The sequence below is a fragment of the Streptomyces sp. NPDC088817 genome (assembly GCF_044750345.1).
Taxonomy (GTDB): Bacteria; Actinomycetota; Actinomycetes; order Streptomycetales; family Streptomycetaceae; genus Streptomyces.
Genome location: NZ_JBIVJN010000011.1, coordinates 59316 through 74796, shown reverse-complemented (window position 1 = coordinate 74796; position 15481 = coordinate 59316). Strand labels below are relative to the sequence as shown.

Genomic DNA, 15481 nt, shown 5'->3' with positions numbered 1-15481 from the left:
ACCTTGTCATGGACCGACCTGACGCGACGCGTTGTCCGGCCGACGGCCGTAGGCGGCGGACATCTGGCCGACCAGGACAGCGAACGGCATGTCCAGTGCGGCGTAGACGGCGCCGGACTCGGGGGCCGCGTTGTCCGCCAATGCCTCGACCATGAGGGTGGCGAAGTCGCTGACGATGACGCCCGCCTGCTGCATACGCAGCAGCCCCGCCTCCCGCTTGGTCTGACTGAAGGTGCCGGAGGCGTCCACGGCGACGTAGGCGTCATAGCCGGCGGCGGTGGCGGAGTACGCGGGCAGCGCCGCGCATACCTCCAGGGAAACCCCGGCGAAGATCAGCTTCTGGCGCCCGGTGGCCTCGATGGCCTCGCGGACCCGGTCATCGTGCCAGGCGTTGACCGTGCTGCGGTCGATGATCTCCTGGCCGGCGTGGAGTGCCTCGACCAGTTCAGGGACGGTCGGCCCCCACATGCTCTCGGCCGCGGTGGTGGTCACGACCAGCGGGATGCCCAGTACCGTCGCCGCCTTGGCCAGTGCCACCACGTTGTGCTTGAGTTCGTCGACGGTGATGTCACGGACGCCGGACAGCAGGCCCACCTGGTGGTCCACCAGCACCACGGCGGCGTTCTCCCGGGTGATCGACTCCAGGAACTTGCTGCGCTCGCTCATCTTCCGCTCCTTCGGTTGAGCCATCGCGCCATTGGTCACTAATCTTGATAGTCAATTTTTATGACTACTTCGAAGCTATACCGCGCTCCCCCGGAGTGCGAGCACCGGCCGGGGCGGGTCGCCCGGGGGCAGGACGCATTGGCCGAGTCATCGGGCGGCGACTAAGATCCCTGGTCACACGGCAGGAGGGCCGACGATCGCCGAGATGGGAGAGTCGTTGACCGAGCACCGGGGCGCGGAGCCGGACCTCGGCGTGCTCGCCGCCCGGGTTCTCTTCGCCGTGCAACGCGAGCTGTTCACCGCGCTCGCCGAGCAGGGCTTCGACGACATCCAACCCCGCACCGGCGCCGTCCTCGCGTACCTGCGGGCCGACGGCGTCCGGGCCAGCGAGCTCGCCCGGGCCTCCGGACAGCACAAGCAGGTCATCGGCACCCTCATCGACGACCTCGAACGCCTGGGCTACGTCGAACGCAGGCCCGACCCCGCAGACCGCCGCGCCAAACTGATCTGCCCCACCGAACGCGGCCTGCTGCAGATGGAGGCCGCCACCGCGATCATGCGCACGATCGAGGAACGCCATGCGAAGGCGTTGGGCAGGCAGGAGTACGCCGCCTTCAAGACGGCGCTTCAGCGCGTGGCCGATCCCCACCGCAGGGCCCACCGCGACAGCCAAGCCTGCGGGGCGAAGCCAGGGCAACTTGGCGACCAGTGAGGCTGGTTGCGCCCTGACGTCCTCGTCACCGACGGGTCGGTCTCCGGTCCCCCGCTTATCCGTCCGGCAGCGTAGACAATGACACCGCCCGGCAGTGAGCTTGCGGGCCTCGCTGCTCTTGTGGGACGACCTGCCGCCGGAACCGCCCTTCGCGTCCTTGGTACTGCCCAGGCCGCGGAACGGGGCGTTGTGGTTCTTGGGGACCGGTACGGCCGGCCCGCCGCCGAAAGGCCTTCCGGAGGGGGCCTTGGCGCCGGTGATCCGGTCAGCTCCGTCTCGCCGGACCGCACATTGGTGACCTCGGGGGCGACGTCGGCGTCCGCCATGACCTGACTCGTCTCGCGGCGCTGTCCCGAAGGGACGAGTGTCACGACGGTGCCGGAGCGACCGGCCCGGGCCTTACGGCCCGCGCCGTGCACAGGGTCGCCGCGCACACCGTTGCGGGTCAGCGCCGGACTCTCACCGGACATCCCCCACGGGAGGCGAGGGGAGCCTGACAAAAGGTCCCCGGTGTCCTTGCCGGCAGAGAACCGCTCCCGCTCCGGCGGGTACAGGCGGCTGTCACGGATCGCGCGGCAGCGCGGCGACGCAGCTCTGGCCGGCGCGGGCCGCCGATCAGCACCTCGGCGTCACGCAGGACTGTGCGGGAGACAGCGGGGATGCCCGGCGAGTGCTTCGACAAGGTCGCGCGGGTCTTCGGGCTGCCATATCCGGGAGGACCGGCCATCGACCGGGCAGCACGCGTGGGGGATCCACGTACCGTCCCCTTCCCGCGTCCACTGCCGGGCTCGTACGACTTCTCCTTCTCCGGGCTGAAGACGGCCGCCGCCCGCTGGGCCGAGGGGCACACCGGGCGGGAGCTGCCGGTGGCCGACGGCGCCGCCGCACTCCAGGAGGCCATCGCCGACGTGCTGACCCGCAAGGCGGTGGCGGCCTGTGTCGAGCACGGTGTGGGCACACTGGTCGTGGTCGACGGGGTGGCCGCCAACTCGCGGGTGCGCTCGCTGGCCGAGGAGCGCTGCCGCGCGGCCGGCATCGCGCTGCGGGTGCCGCCACTCGGACTGTGCACGGACAACGGTGCGATGATCGCCGCTGTCGGCGACCTCCTCGTACGGGCCGGAGCCGAACCGGCGCCGCTGGACGTGTCGGTCGACCCGTCCGCGCCACTGGAGTACTCGACCCTGCACCCTGTCGCGGCGGCCGGGACGGTGGCGGCCTGATGGCGGACATACGTTTCTTCACAGGCGGCGGCGACCTCCTCGCGCACACCTCCGCCCTGCGCTCCGTCTACGCCGACGCCTTCTGCGCTCCACCCTGGTACGAGGACGAGGAGAAGGCGGCCGAGTTCGCCGCGCGGCTTCCGGTGAACGTTCGACGCCCGGGCTTCACCGCCGCGCTCGCCTTCGCAGGCCGCGAGGTCGTCGGTTTCGGCACCGCGTGGACCACCCTCATCCCCTTCCCCACCGATCGCTGCTACCCGCAGGCCGCCGCCCTCGGTCCCGAGCGCACCGCGAAGTGGCTGTGCGACGCCAGGGAGATCGACGAACTCGCCGTCCGCTGCGACGTCCGCGGCACCGGACTCGCGGCCGAGCTGCTCCAGGCGGTCATCGAAGACGCCCCTGAGGGCCGTTCCTGGCTGCTCACCTCTGTCCGGTCGCCCAGCGCCATGGCCTTCCACCGGCGGCAGGGCTGGGCCCAGGCCACCCACCCCTCCCCCGGCGGCAAGGGCATCGCCGTCTTTCTCGGCCCGAACCACCCAGCCCGGTCGCTCACTGCCCTACCTCTGTGATCCTCCGGAGTCATCGAGGAAGCCGGCCGCGCCACCGTTGGAGTGGTTGGGATGCCGGAGCGGCAGAACCCGACCCGGGTAATGGAAGCAATGGCATCATGACCGTTACCGCAAGGATCGAGAGCGACCGCCCGGTCGCCACGCTGATCAACGTCTTCACCGTTGAACCGCAGCGCCAGTACGAGTTGATCGCACTGCTGGCGCACGCCACGGAGGAGACGATGAAGCATCAGCCGGGCTTCATCTGCGCCAACTTCCACGCCAGCGAGGACGGCGAACGCGTCATCAACTACGCGCAGTGGGAGAGCGAGGCGCATTACCGCGCCATGCTGAACAATCCCGAGGCCCGGATCCACATGAACCAGGCGGCAACCATCGCCATCGACGTCCAGCCCCGCCTCTTCCGCGTCGCCTCCCACCACCCGAAAGCCGGCCACAGCACTCCGGGAAACGCGACTGCCCCCACCGGCACAGCCACTCACGCCAACGCGCCGTGCGGCAGCGCCTCGCGGGATCAGGCAGCGGCGCCGAGCAAGGTATAGGGGCCGTGGGATGCGCTGCGGCCGTGGACGCGATCTCATACGTCGGTGCATCTGGTACAGGTCGATGTGGTCGGTCTGCAGGCGCCGCAGAAGTCGGTGCAGTCCTGCTTGTACTCGGCACGGTCGTTCCAGTGCTTCTTCGCCCACGTCGCCGTGCCACTGGCGTTGATGTTGGCAGCCGGACCGTACTGCGTCTCGGAGGCCAAGAACGCACTGGGGGCAATGGTGAACGTCCGGGTGTTTTCCGCGTCGGGGCCGTCGTTCTCCACGGTGCCAAAGGTGACGGTGCCGAACGCGCTGTCACTCTTGGACAGTTGCTGTTCGTACTGCTCAGCGTTCACCCTGTCGGGCAGCACCGGTTCGCCGCCATGACCTCCGGCACACCGGACTGACCTGGTTCGCCGACGCAGGAGTCCAGATCCACATCCTGATCACGGCCGCCGGTGCAGCGCTCTCCGCACACTTCAGCGTGCTGCGCGCCGCGCTCCCTGCCGAGCCCGAGCGTCATGACCCGCTGACCCCGGTCAAGCACGCTGGTCCCCGACTGGTCACCAAGAATGATCAAAGGCCGGTTTCGGATGTATCCGAAACCGGCCCTTGTTCTGCGACTGTCTCCAGTCGGGACGACAGGATTTGAACCTGCGACCCCTTGACCCCCAGGAGTGAGGGCCACGGGTATTTTCTGTACATAACAGACTTAATCCGGGTGCAAGTTGTGCGCGATGACGTGCGCCGTCCACCACCGTGCGTGCCGTGTGGTCCCCAACTGGTCCCCACAGCACACCTGCTGTTTTGCCATCAGGAAGCCAGCTAGGAGTCGTGCGTCAGCAAAGGAGCGAGCTGACTTCACTCGGCGCCAACTTCGCAGTGGCCGATGCTGCGATCAAGCTGACCCACCCACGGGTCGCGATCGTGATCACCTTCGCGGCGCATCGCCGGGAGCGTGTTCCGGCCAATCTATCTTGCGCTTCCGCTGTCCTGCCCTCAGCATGCGAGCCAATGCCAAGCCGATACTACTGACCCTTCATCTGATCCCAGTTCTCGACCAGGCTATCCAGTAGTGAGGAACGGTCCAGGGTCGGCTTCAGGCTGTAGAGAACCTGTGCTAGCCGCAGCGCTACTTCCACCGATTCACCCGGGTTTAGCGCAAGCCGTTCCATTACATCGGCAGCTGTGACTGGCAGCAGCCGACCGGTCTCTGCGAGAAGAGCCTGCTCCATGCGGCGGGTCGTGGCCGTATCAAGGTCGGCACTCGCAGGGATGAGGGAGAGGGCCTCCGCCCAGCGTCTGCTGTAGCGGTCACGTACCTGATTGAGATTCAGACCTCCACAACCCAGATCGCCAGCCGCCCTCTGCAGCTCGCCAAGATAGTTGACCACGACATCCGTGCGGCTGAGCCGGTCCCTCCACATATTAGACAGCGTCGCGCTGTCGGCGTGGCGCTCTATGGCCCGGGCGACCTCGATGGCCAGTTGCAGGCATCGCAGAGCCGATTCGAGCAATGCCTCCAGACAGTGCTCCCACTGATCGTCGCCAGGGACGCGCGAGCCACAGGCATCCTTGAACCATGCATAGCAGGTATCACGGGTGCCGCGATCCCGCGTGTTGCTGGGGTCGAGGTTGTGGGCGAAAAACGTCCGCAGCCGGCCGAGAACATGTCTGAACCGCTCCGCCTCGGTCGGGTCCACCTCCACCCTGGGTGCCTGGCCAAGCAGGTACTTCATGCTCGCCTTCCACGCCTCCTCCAGCCAGGAACTGAGCCAGATGGTCGTGGTGACGAAGCCGTGCTGCGGGCTGGACAGAACCGGGCGAGGTGCCGTGACCGGGTCCCCCACCGGACATGAGGTCAGTGCATCGCACAGCATTTCCAACTCGGTTTTGCGCCGCTCTAGTTCGGAGAGCGTGGCAAGCAAAGCCGGTCCTGAGGCGGCAATCACTTCCGCCCCCGTCGGGGCATGATCGACGGCAACGGAACGCCAAGACGCGAGGTGACGGTGGGCCCCCTCCGTCCCCCCGGGCTACGCATGGGTTCGAGGATCGGCCCGCGAAGATTAAAGGCCACATGGGAGTCCGGCAGGGCCATCCCCGGCCTAGGGTCAGAGATCGCGAAATCATGTGTCTGGAACGCGACTTCGCGCGCTAGCTCTTCCACCCAACACCTGCCCTTGCGCTGGTCCGCGTCCAACTGGCGGATCACCGGGTGGAACCTCAGAGGGCTGCCAGAAGAATCGCTGGCCATGTACATGGATACGACCCGCCGACGAAACGTGAGCGACTGCTGCTCGGCCGTTCGGAACGCGCCATAGGCGGCGTTGACAAGCCCTAGGTGGAAGAATGCGAGGGCGCGCATGAACTCAACCCGCAGCAAGGACAACTCGTCCGCAGCTCTCAGCCGGTCCGCGAGGTCGCGACACTCGATCCAGTCCTCGCGGGTGAGTGGCAGCGTGAGACGTTCGCCTCCCATAAACCGGTGTCCGGTCTTGGCCAGCCAGAACAGATCCACGAGCAACCGCAGGCAGCGCCGGTCGTTCATCGCGGCATCATGCGACTTCAGGTGAGCCAACGCCGCTTGAACGCCCGCCGGTACCGGTGCGTTCCGCAGGAGTCCGCTCACCCGAAGCGCGTAGAGGTACGCGGCAAGTGGTTCATCGTGCTTCGCCAGCTCCCGAAGCCGCTCGTCAGCAACCCTGTCGTCGCGCGCGAGGGCTGCGAGGTCGGCGAAGCGCGCGTTGTACTTGGCTTCCTGCTTCTCGCTGAGGTCGGCGACGTCGAAGAGCAGCAGCCTGGAGATGCACTCCGAGAGCATCACGGTAGCTTCCCGCTCGGGAAGCACCTTCCTCTCGAGCACGTCGATGGTGACCCAGCAGAGAACGTCCATAGGGTAGTACTTGTCGGCTGAGAGACGCATCGAGTCCGAGGTGACGCGCTGTACACGATCAACGAGTCCGTTGACGAGGTCGGCTGGCACCGGCGACGGAACCGAACCGTCTGGCCCGCTGCGCAGCAGCTCGTAAAGCTTCGAACCCGCGACACTCGCCTGCTCCACTAGCAGGTTGGCACGCAACCCAGGGCGAGGCGAGGGCGGCAACGTCGCCAGCGCCTCCTCCACTACCTGCTCGGCGCGTTCCAGGATTCGGGCGCGTTCGTTCGCGTCGGAAAGCTGCCCACGCTGGGCGTACTTGACCCATTTTCGGCACAAGTTCGTCTCAAGCAGGGCGAGTCGCTGGTTCGGCACCACGCTGGCCCGGTTGGCATGGGAGATCGCGTCCGCGATCCGGAGGAAGTGCGGTGCGAAGCGGCCTTCCTGCTCGCCCTGTGGACCTATGCGGTTAAGAAGGTCCACCGCAAACTGCACCTCGCCCCCGCCGGAGAGCGTACTGTCGGGTCGCACCTCCGAGAGGACTTCCGCCAACGCCTTAATCTCGGACTCCTCGCTGATCCGCTCGGCAGTCACCAGAATCTGAGCTTCGAGTTCGTTACGCGCGGACAGCAGGTAGTTGCCTCCGCGGTCCTCCTGCCAGCGGATGAGATCGACTCTGCCAAGCAGCTGGGGCAGGTTGCGGACACCGTCGCGTCCCACGACCCGCAGTGCGAGTTCGAGGGGAATGGACTGTCCGTGCCGGGAGGCCACAAGCACCACATTGACCAGACGCTCGTACGGCCCCTGGTAAGTGGACGCGCCGGTGCCCTCCCCTATGTCCCGCAGCGCCGAAGCCAGGCTGTCGACCAGGCCGGCCCTCGCCAGCGCCGCGGCCATCGCGCTCGGCGGCGAGTAGTTGGACGACGTACGAATCGCAGCAGTCAACGCCGTTTCGGTGTGCCTCAGTTCGAGTACCAGGCCGCCACTAACCGTACCCCTGCTCTCCGGCAGGAGCCGGTAGAGGGCGGAGAGGAAGGTGTTGTCTTTCTCGATCAGGGGCCTATCCCTATCGTGGATGGTGATCCCCAAGGATTCGAGGTGCTGGGCGAAGCGCTTCATCTCGCCGCTGGCCAGCGACGCAGGTGCCTCGATGACCTGCCGGGTCCTGCGCTCGTTCGTGCGATAGCAACTACCGACCAGCACGGCCTTGCGGCCCCGGGCGTCGAGGTATTTCGCCAGCCGGAAGTACTCGTCGGGATCAATCATCCCGTCCCACACCAGCAGAGTGGTCGGGACGGACGTGTTCTCCACCCATTCGCAGAAGGAGTCGATCGCTTCGAAGGACGGCCGGATCGCCCGTCGAGGAATGTGCAGGACTGCATGTTGGCCCTCACGTGCGACTGAGTAAGCGAGCGAGGCCAAGGCGATCGTCTTTCCACTGCCGGTCTGCCCTTCGAGCAGCAGTGGGCGCTCTAGCAGACCCCGGCCTGTCAAGGCTGTGTCCACGCGTTCGCGCAGGTCCGTCTCGTAGTCCCGACGGAACGCGAGTCCGCTGTTGATCGCTGACCAGATGTTCGATGACTCTGTTGCTCCAAGGAACTCCCGGAACCGCAGGTATCGCAGTTCTTGCGATTGGGTTGGCGGCGCCGCGAGCAAGTCTGCATCGATCGGCTGCCCGAATGCGGTGACGGCGCTCCAAATGTCCCGAGGGACCTCATGGAAATCACCGCCGTGTCTGATCCGGTGGCCGCCGGAATCGAAGCGCTGGAGGTCGGTCAGCCGCCCGCGCCGTCGGGCCTCCTCGACATAGCTCGCAAAGTCCTCCGCGTGAGCAACCAGAGTGCCCTCGGCGATCGCTGCCGCGAGGAACTCGTCGGCGAGTTCGGCGGAGCTCGCCGAAAACAGATGCGCCTGGCCGTGCCCAAGGCGGGAGAGGACTCCGTACAGGTCCTCGGAGTCGAACCAATCGTCGACCCCCCATGCCTCGATGACCAGAACGCCCCGAGGAGTGATGAGCTCGTCCGGGAGACGCTGCGCGAGCGCTCTGGCCTCCGCCTTGCGTGCGCCAAGCCCGAGCCGACCGGTCGGCGGCTGGTTCTCAGGCGGTTGGTCGGCGCCTCCGAAGAGGAGAACGGCCTGGACATGATTCGTACTCCGCGGCGCCGAGGGCCGGAAGGTCGAGGCAGCGACCGGCTGCACCTGGCGCCAGTTGCTTCGCAGTGCGCGCAGAAACAGGGAATCGACCGCGGTGCTGAACACCCCGTTCCACGGCAGACCGGCCACCACATTGAGCCAGGCCGGTGCAGTCAGTTCAGCCGCGACCCTGGTCAGACTGGCGAGCACCGCCTCGCGCTTCTCGCCGCGGACCCTCAGCAAGAGCGAGTACAGATCGGGTGCGTTGGCAAGGTCCTCCGCTGACCGTGAGACCGCTCCGACCAGCGGATCCTCGCCGCTCTCCAGGCATAGATACTTCTGGCCGAGGAGGAGGAAGCTAGGTCCTTGTTCGAGGCGGTCAATCAGATCCTCGTACTGGGTTGTCATCGCTCTCCTCGCAAGTTGCGCTGAAGACTGCCCATCATAGGGACTGACGGGCCGTTGCCATCGGCCCAACCCCCTTGCCTGCGTGCTGCGCTACCACAACTCGGGCAGCAGCCCGGGCTGCGGCAGCAGATTACTCAGGGCGTTCCGGCATCACCAGATTCGCGACCGGACTTCCGGCTGCTCCTCGCCGTCCCAAGCGCGTATCAATGCCACGGACATGCGTACTCGGAAGCAGCTCACCAACAGCAAGCGCGCCCGCGCTTCAGCTCAGTCGGGGCGTGGGTCCTGCCTCCTCTCCCATGTTGCCGACTGCTCCGGCCGAACGCCTACGCGCTGCAGATCTGCCTGCAGACGCCGGCGCTGGAGGTTCCAGGCGCGGCTGCGGCTGGAGTCGTCCGACCTCGACTGGCGGGCAGGCAGAGGCGCCATTGGTCGGCCTCCCAGTGAGCCCTTCTCCCTGGCCGCCGCCGACCAGCGCCCCGGGCACGCGATGCACAAAAGCGCGTGCGCCGGGAGCTCACCCCCGCCCTTTCCCGCCGAACTCCCCCAGTACTGAGCCAACCGTAACCTGGGCTCTCTGCTCGCTTTCTCCCTGCCGCACCATGTTCGGCGACAGGAACAACCCCTGAGAAGCCCTGTTCAGCCTGTCGTTCACCGGCCGCTCACGTGCAAGGAGAGCGCGTTCGGGTGGTGGCTGATTCGATCTCAAAGCCGGGGTGATGCGCCGGGGCTCTGTCGGTGGAGGCTGCTACATCCAGATCTGGAAGGGCCGCGCTGGAGCGGCCCCGGTCGGGAGGGGACCGGAACCTGTCAAAGCGATCAAGGCAGGCAGATCGTTCTAACGCTGTGCCGGGATCAGTGGGCCGTCCGGTGCCGGCTTGTTGATCCAGGCCGCTGCGGGGAGTTTCGGCGGCTCGGGCGGTTTACGGACGAAGCGCTCGGGGTGCTTCGCGTAGACCGCCCGGAGAACGTCGGCGCGCATCTCGCGGAACTGCCCGGCGAGGCCGAAGTGCACGTCGTAGGGGGTGTGCAGGCCGATCCCGGAGTGCCGGTGTTCCTCGTTGTACCAGGCGAAGAAGTGGGTGCACCACGCCCGGGCGTCCTCGAGGGAGCCGAAACGCTCGGGGAAGTCGTGCCGGTATTTCAGGGTCTTGTACTGGCTCTCGCTGTACGGGTTGTCGTTCGATGTCTTCGGCCGTGAATGCGACGTGGTGACACCGAGAGCGGCCATCATCTGGGCGACGTTCTGCGCGACCATCGGGGACCCACGGTCCGAGTGGATCGTCAACCGGCCTGGCTCGATGCCGTACTTGGCGATCGTCTCGGACAGGAACCGTTCGGCGAGGTCCTTGTTCTCCCGATCGGCGATCATCCAGCCGACCGTGTAGCGGCTGAAGATGTCGGTGATCGTGTAGAGGCAGTAGGAGACGCCCGTGACCGGCCCCTTCAGCCTGGTGATGTCCCAGCTCCAGACCCAGTTCGGGCCCTCGGCGACCAGCTCGGGCACGGTCCGGGGCGCATGGGCGGCCTGGCGGCGGCGTTCACGGACCTCGCCACGGCGTCGCAGGAGCCGGTACATCGTCGACTCCGAGCACAGGTAGACGCCCCGGTCCAGGAGAACCGCGTAGATCTCGGCGGGCGCCATGTCGGCGAACTCCGGGCAGTGGAGCACGTCGAAGACCCGTATCTCCTCTTCGGGCGCGAGAGCGCGGGGGTGCCGGCGTCGTTCCCGCCGCGGCCGCTCCGGGGCCGGGCTGCGGCGGTGGTGGCGGTAGTAGGTGGCCCGGCTCACGCCGAGCGCGGTGCACGCCCGGACGCGTCCGACCAGCCCGGTGAGCTCCTCGAGGGCCTGGTCGCGGGCAGCGTCGAACACGGCCGCGGACCGGGCCTCGGTCACTGGTTCTTCTCGCCGTTCCGGTTCGGGGCGCTGTCCGTGGCGAACTGGTCGAGCAGCGCGGAGAGTTTTCCCTGCACCTCGATCACGGTGCGGGCCTTGGCGAGGTCGGCCTGAAGGCGGGCCTTCTCCGCCTTCAGCTTCGCGATCTCCCGGTCCCGCGGGTCCGCCTTCGGCCGTCCGGCCGGCGCGGCGAGCGCCGCCTGGGCGCCCTTGTCCCGCTGCTGCCGCCACGTCGTGATCAACGACGAATACAGGCCCTCCCTGCGCAGCAGGGCACCCTTGCCCTTCTTGTCGAGCGTCTCGTACTCGGCGAGGATCCTCGCCTTGTACTCCGCGGTATACCGGCGCGGGCCGGTCGAGCGGGCTGCTACCTGCGGATCAGGGGTCCCGTGGTCGTTGGTGCCGGCCACCCGGGCACTACTCCTTCTCCGCCCTCGACTCAATGAATCATCCAGTATGCCTGACTCGACCTACTTTGACAGAGAGGGACCTCTACGACGTCATCGGAGCAGGAAGCGCACCTTGACCCAGTCAAGGTGCGCTTCGGATCAGTCAAGTGCGCTGGTCCCCAAATGGACCCCAGGAATGATCAAGGGGTCGTTTCAGATTGCTCTGAAACGACCCCTGACCTGCGACTTCGTTAAGTCGGGACGACAGGATTTGAACCTGCGACCCCTTGACCCCCAGTCAAGTGCGCTACCAAGCTGCGCCACGTCCCGTTGCCCGTCTGACCTGGGGTTTCCCCTGGCTGAACGCGCAGGAAAACAATACCGCACTCAGGTCGGTGGTCGCGCACGGGTTTTGTCCGGCGGTGCCGGGGTGGCGCTACTTGACCTCAAGTTTGGTTGAGGTCGCACCATCGTGGCATGACGATCATCGAGGGGACCGAACGCGCCCACGGCTACGACGATCTGCCCGCACTGATGCGGTTCATGACCGGCGACGAGAAGCACGGACCGGCGGCCACGTCCACGCTGGACGTGCTCTGGGTGCTCTACGACCGGGTGCTCAGGGTCAGCCCGGAGCAGCGGGCCGACCCCGAGCGGGACCGGTTCCTGCTGTCGAAGGGGCACGGTCCGATGGCGTACTACGCGGTGCTCGCCGCGAAGGGCTTCGTGCCGGTCGACTGGCTGCCGGACTTCGGCAGCTACGACTCCCCGCTCGGCCACCATCCGGACCGCACTCTGGTGCCGGGCGCCGAGATCGGCAGCGGGTCGCTCGGGCACGGGCTGCCCATCGCCGTCGGCACGGCCCTGGGGCTGCGCGCCCAGGGGCTGAAGCGGCCCCGCGTGTGGGTGCTGACCGGGGACGCCGAACTGGACGAGGGCAGCAACCACGAGGCCATCGCCTTCGCCGGGCCCGCCGGACTCGAACAGTTGCACACCGTCGTCGTCGACAACGCCTCCGCCAGTCATGCCCGTCCCGGCGGGATCGCGGCCCGCTTCGAGGTGGCGGGCTGGTCGACGGCGAGCGTCGACGGCCGCGACCACGAGGCGCTGTACGCCGCGTTCACCGCGCCGCATCCGGGCCGCCCGCACGTGGTGGTGGCCCGGGTGGAGCCGAAGAACCCGTGATCCGGAACCCCGTATCCCCGTATTCCCGTATCCCCGACTTCCCGATACAGAAGGGCTCGACTTTCATGGACACCATGCGTGACCGACTCGCTCCGGCCGTCTCGCGCCTGCTCGATCAGGATCCACGGGTGGCGGTCGTCATCGCCGAGATCGGCAAGGACGGTTTCACCGACGCGTGGCGCCGGCATCCCGACCGGGTGATCAACGTCGGCATCCGCGAGCAGCTCCTCGTCGGAGTCGGCGCCGGGCTGGCGCTGACCGGTATGCGCCCCGTCCTGCACACGTTCGCGAGCTTCCTCGTCGAGCGTCCCTTCGAACAGGTCAAACTGGATCTCGGGCACCAGGGCGTGGGCGCGGTGCTGGTCAGCGCCGCCGCCTCCTTCGACTGGCCCGCGGGCGGCTACACCCACATGGCACCCGGCGACGTGGCACTGCTCGACACCCTGGACGGCTGGACCGTGCATGTGCCCGGGCACCCGGACGAGGCCGAGACACTGCTGCGGCACGCCGTCGGCGCGGGCGACGACAAGGTCTACGTACGGCTGTCCGTGCAGTCGAACGCCCACCGCCGCCCGGTCGACGGCGAGCACTTCGTGACCGTCCGCGAGGGCCGCTCGGGCGTGGTGGTCGCCGTCGGGCCCCTGCTCGACGACGTACTCACCGCGACGGAGGGCCTGGACGCCACCGTGCTCTACGCGACGACAGTACGGCCCTTCGACGCGGCCGCGCTGCGCCGGGCCACGGAGGCAGCCGGTACGGACGTCGTGCTGGTCGAGCCGTACCTGGCGGGCACGTCGACGTCGGCGGCGAACGACGCGCTGCGCGACGTCCCGCACCGCGTCCTGGGGCTCGGCGTGCGCCGCGCGGAGCTGCGGCGCTACGGGACGGCGGAGGAGCACACCGCCGCGCACGGGCTCGACGCCCGGTCGCTGCGGGAACGGATCTCGCGTTCCTCGGCACCCGGGCCGCCGGGGTGGGCATCGGGGACCCCTCGGGCGCCGAGAGCCTCTGAAGGCGGGTACCTCAAGGCCAGTATCCGAAGACCGTCCGCACGGAGGCAGACTGGGGGACGCCCGGCCCTGGAGCGGGGCCGGCACCTCGGGCACCTGAAGGCCGGCTGCCTCAAGGCCGGTATCCGTAGAGCGTCCGCCTGGAGGCAGGCCGCGGGGCGCCCGGTCCCGGCCCAGGGCGCCGGTATCGCAGGCACCTCGGGCCCTCGGGCACCCGAAGGCGAGGTGACTCAAGGCCGATGCCTGAAGGTTTTCCCGCGAAGGCAGGGTGGCGGCAGTCGGGCCCCGGGACCGGAGTCGCCCCGTCAGTGCGGTTCGGGGTGCGTTCGGGCGGGTGCCGCCTCCACGGTCCCCTCGGGTGCGTGCGCGCCATGAGGGCCGCGCGCGTCGGCCCGTATGAGGCCGCGTATCGCGGGCACCGCCAGCAGGACCACCGGGACGACGAGGCTCATCGCGGCGGACACCAGCAGCACGTGGTCCGCGCCGAGCGCGGTGGCGGCCGGGCCCGCCAGGGCCTGGCCCACGGGCATCATGGCCAGGGAGCCCGCCACGTCGTAGGCGTGGATGCGGTTGAGGACGTCGGAGGGGACCTGGGTCTGGACGCTGGTCGCCCACATCACACCCCAGAACGACATGCCCGCCCCGGCTACGGCGGCGCCCGCCGCCATGGCCGGCACGCCGAGGCCGGCCCCGACCGTCGCCGGGAAGCCGGCGAAGGCGAACAGGGCGAACGCGCCGGCGCGCAGCATACGGCGGGGGCGCAGCCGCAGGGCGAGGAAGCCGCCGACGACGGTGCCGGCGCCGAGGGCGGAGTTGATCAGGCCGTAGGCGCGCGGTCCGTGCTGCTGGACGACTTCGGTCGCCACCAGCGGGACGGTCGGACCCCAGACGGCGATCATGTACAGACACCAGACGGCGATGACGCTCCAGAGCCATGACCTGGCCCTGAACTCCCGCCATCCCTCGACCAGATCCGCTGTGAAGGCACCGGTCGCGGTGGCGTCCGGGGCGACGGTCCGGGTGAGCGCGGGCAGCCGGAGCAGGAGCAGGCACAGGGCGCTGACCCCGTAGGTGGCGGCGTGCGCCGCGAACACTCCGCCGGGTGAGGCGAAGCCGACGAGCAGGCCCGCGGCGGCGGGGCCCGCGAGCTGGGCCGCGGACTCGGCGATGCGTATGGCGCCGTTGGCCGCCTGGACGTCGGAGGCGAGCCGGGGCACCGTGCTCGCCACCCCGGGCTGGAACACGGCGCCCGCCACGCCGTTGACGAGGCCGATCGCGCAGACCTCCCAGAGCACCACGTGCCCGGAGTAGAAGAGCACGGCGGCCAGGGACTGGGTGACGACCCGCACCAGGTCGGCGCCGATCATCAGCTTGCGGGTACTGAACCGGTCGGCGATGACCCCGCCGAAGACCACGAGACCGGCGAACGCGGCGGCCGTGGAGGCCATGGCGAGGCCGACCGCGCCCGCGCCGTACCCGTGCTGGAGCAGGCCCGCGGCGAGGGCGACCGGCAGCATGGTGTCGCCGAGCCGGGCGACGGCCCGCGCGGTGAAGAACAGCGCGAAGTCCCGCGACCACACCGACCGCGCCCGCCCGCCGTCGCCCACTCCGCCCCCGGCCCCGGCCCCGACTCGGCCCCCCGCTCCGGCAGCGGCAGCGAGGTCATCGCGTCCCGGTGACTCCCCCGCCGACTGCTGCGACGACTGCGACGACGTCCCGCCCATCCCTGCGGCACTCCCCTCCCCGACCGATCCCCCACTCCCCGGCCGACCGCGACCCCTCCCGCGCCGGCCGGCCCCACTGTCTCCGGATCATGCCACGGCTGTGCTGTGCCATCGATTTCTTATTGCGAGGCCAGTTTGCGACACCGAAAGATCAACACCGACGCTT

Annotated in this window: 11 protein-coding genes, 1 tRNA gene and 2 pseudogenes; 6 read left to right on the top strand and 8 right to left on the bottom strand. The window is 68.4% G+C overall.

All coding sequences use genetic code 11. The annotated features are described in order from the left end of the window. Positions 1-6 precede the first annotated feature (6 nt). A complete protein-coding gene (locus ACIP4X_RS21125; protein ID WP_358730451.1) occupies positions 7-666 on the bottom strand; it encodes an isochorismatase family protein in 660 nt (219 codons plus the stop codon). Positions 667-871: 205 nt separating this feature from the next. Here ACIP4X_RS21125 and ACIP4X_RS21120 point away from each other — a divergent pair, with 205 nt between their 5' ends. Further along, positions 872-1378 (top strand): MarR family transcriptional regulator, encoded by a 507-nt coding sequence (locus ACIP4X_RS21120; RefSeq protein ID WP_391454721.1) that lies wholly within the window; start codon positions 872-874, stop codon positions 1376-1378. A gap of 84 nt (positions 1379-1462) precedes the next feature. On the opposite strand, the pseudogene ACIP4X_RS21115 reads toward ACIP4X_RS21120, so the two are convergent. After that, positions 1463-1803 (bottom strand): annotated as a pseudogene (locus tag ACIP4X_RS21115) (RNA helicase); the annotation flags it as partial. A 234-nt stretch (positions 1804-2037) separates the two neighbouring features. On the opposite strand from ACIP4X_RS21115, the gene ACIP4X_RS21110 reads away from it, so the two are divergent. The 3 genes from ACIP4X_RS21110 (at position 2038) to ACIP4X_RS21100 (ending at position 3709) form a co-directional block, all read left to right on the top strand. After that, positions 2038-2598 (top strand): hypothetical protein, encoded by a 561-nt coding sequence (locus ACIP4X_RS21110; RefSeq protein ID WP_391454722.1) that lies wholly within the window; start codon positions 2038-2040, stop codon positions 2596-2598. Continuing rightward, on the top strand, positions 2598-3167 hold the full coding sequence (locus ACIP4X_RS21105) for a GNAT family N-acetyltransferase (protein ID WP_391454723.1): 570 nt from the start codon (positions 2598-2600) through the stop codon (positions 3165-3167). The genes ACIP4X_RS21110 and ACIP4X_RS21105 overlap by 1 nt, the downstream gene beginning before the upstream one ends. A gap of 98 nt (positions 3168-3265) precedes the next feature. Further along, positions 3266-3709, top strand: coding sequence for an antibiotic biosynthesis monooxygenase family protein (locus ACIP4X_RS21100; protein WP_358730447.1), 444 nt, complete (start codon positions 3266-3268; stop codon positions 3707-3709). 35 nt (positions 3710-3744) lie between these two features. On the opposite strand, the gene ACIP4X_RS21095 is transcribed toward ACIP4X_RS21100, so the two are convergent. The 5 genes from ACIP4X_RS21095 to ACIP4X_RS21075 all read right to left on the bottom strand — a co-directional run bounded on the left by ACIP4X_RS21095 (position 3745) and on the right by ACIP4X_RS21075 (position 11726). Beyond that, positions 3745-4065, bottom strand: a complete 321-nt coding sequence (locus ACIP4X_RS21095) for a hypothetical protein (protein ID WP_358730446.1) — start codon at positions 4063-4065, stop codon at positions 3745-3747. 657 nt (positions 4066-4722) lie between these two features. Beyond that, positions 4723-5622 (bottom strand): hypothetical protein, encoded by a 900-nt coding sequence (locus tag ACIP4X_RS21090; protein WP_391454724.1) that lies wholly within the window; start codon positions 5620-5622, stop codon positions 4723-4725. A 20-nt stretch (positions 5623-5642) separates the two neighbouring features. Next, the gene (locus ACIP4X_RS21085) at positions 5643-9110 is read right to left on the bottom strand and encodes a hypothetical protein (RefSeq protein ID WP_401349932.1); all 3468 of its coding nucleotides are present in this window, start codon (positions 9108-9110) and stop codon (positions 5643-5645) included. Between the two features lie 838 nt (positions 9111-9948). Continuing rightward, positions 9949-11417 (bottom strand): IS3 family transposase gene (locus ACIP4X_RS21080; RefSeq protein WP_391460076.1). Its coding sequence is split into 2 segments (ribosomal slippage): positions 9949-11033 and positions 11033-11417, totalling 1470 coding nucleotides; the frame shifts between segments, so codons are not numbered across the junction. A 235-nt stretch (positions 11418-11652) separates the two neighbouring features. After that, positions 11653-11726 (bottom strand) — tRNA-Pro (locus ACIP4X_RS21075). Between the two features lie 147 nt (positions 11727-11873). Between ACIP4X_RS21075 and ACIP4X_RS21070 the strand changes: the two genes are divergently transcribed. Together ACIP4X_RS21070 and ACIP4X_RS21065 are read left to right on the top strand one after the other, a co-directional pair. Further along, positions 11874-12581 (top strand): transketolase, encoded by a 708-nt coding sequence (locus tag ACIP4X_RS21070; protein ID WP_358730445.1) that lies wholly within the window; start codon positions 11874-11876, stop codon positions 12579-12581. Positions 12582-12646: 65 nt separating this feature from the next. Further along, positions 12647-13528 (top strand): annotated as a pseudogene (locus tag ACIP4X_RS21065) (transketolase family protein); the annotation flags it as partial. 368 nt (positions 13529-13896) lie between these two features. On the opposite strand, the gene ACIP4X_RS21060 reads toward ACIP4X_RS21065, so the two are convergent. Continuing rightward, a complete protein-coding gene (locus ACIP4X_RS21060) occupies positions 13897-15198 on the bottom strand; it encodes an MFS transporter (protein WP_391460081.1) in 1302 nt (433 codons plus the stop codon). Positions 15199-15481: the final 283 nt, after the last annotated feature.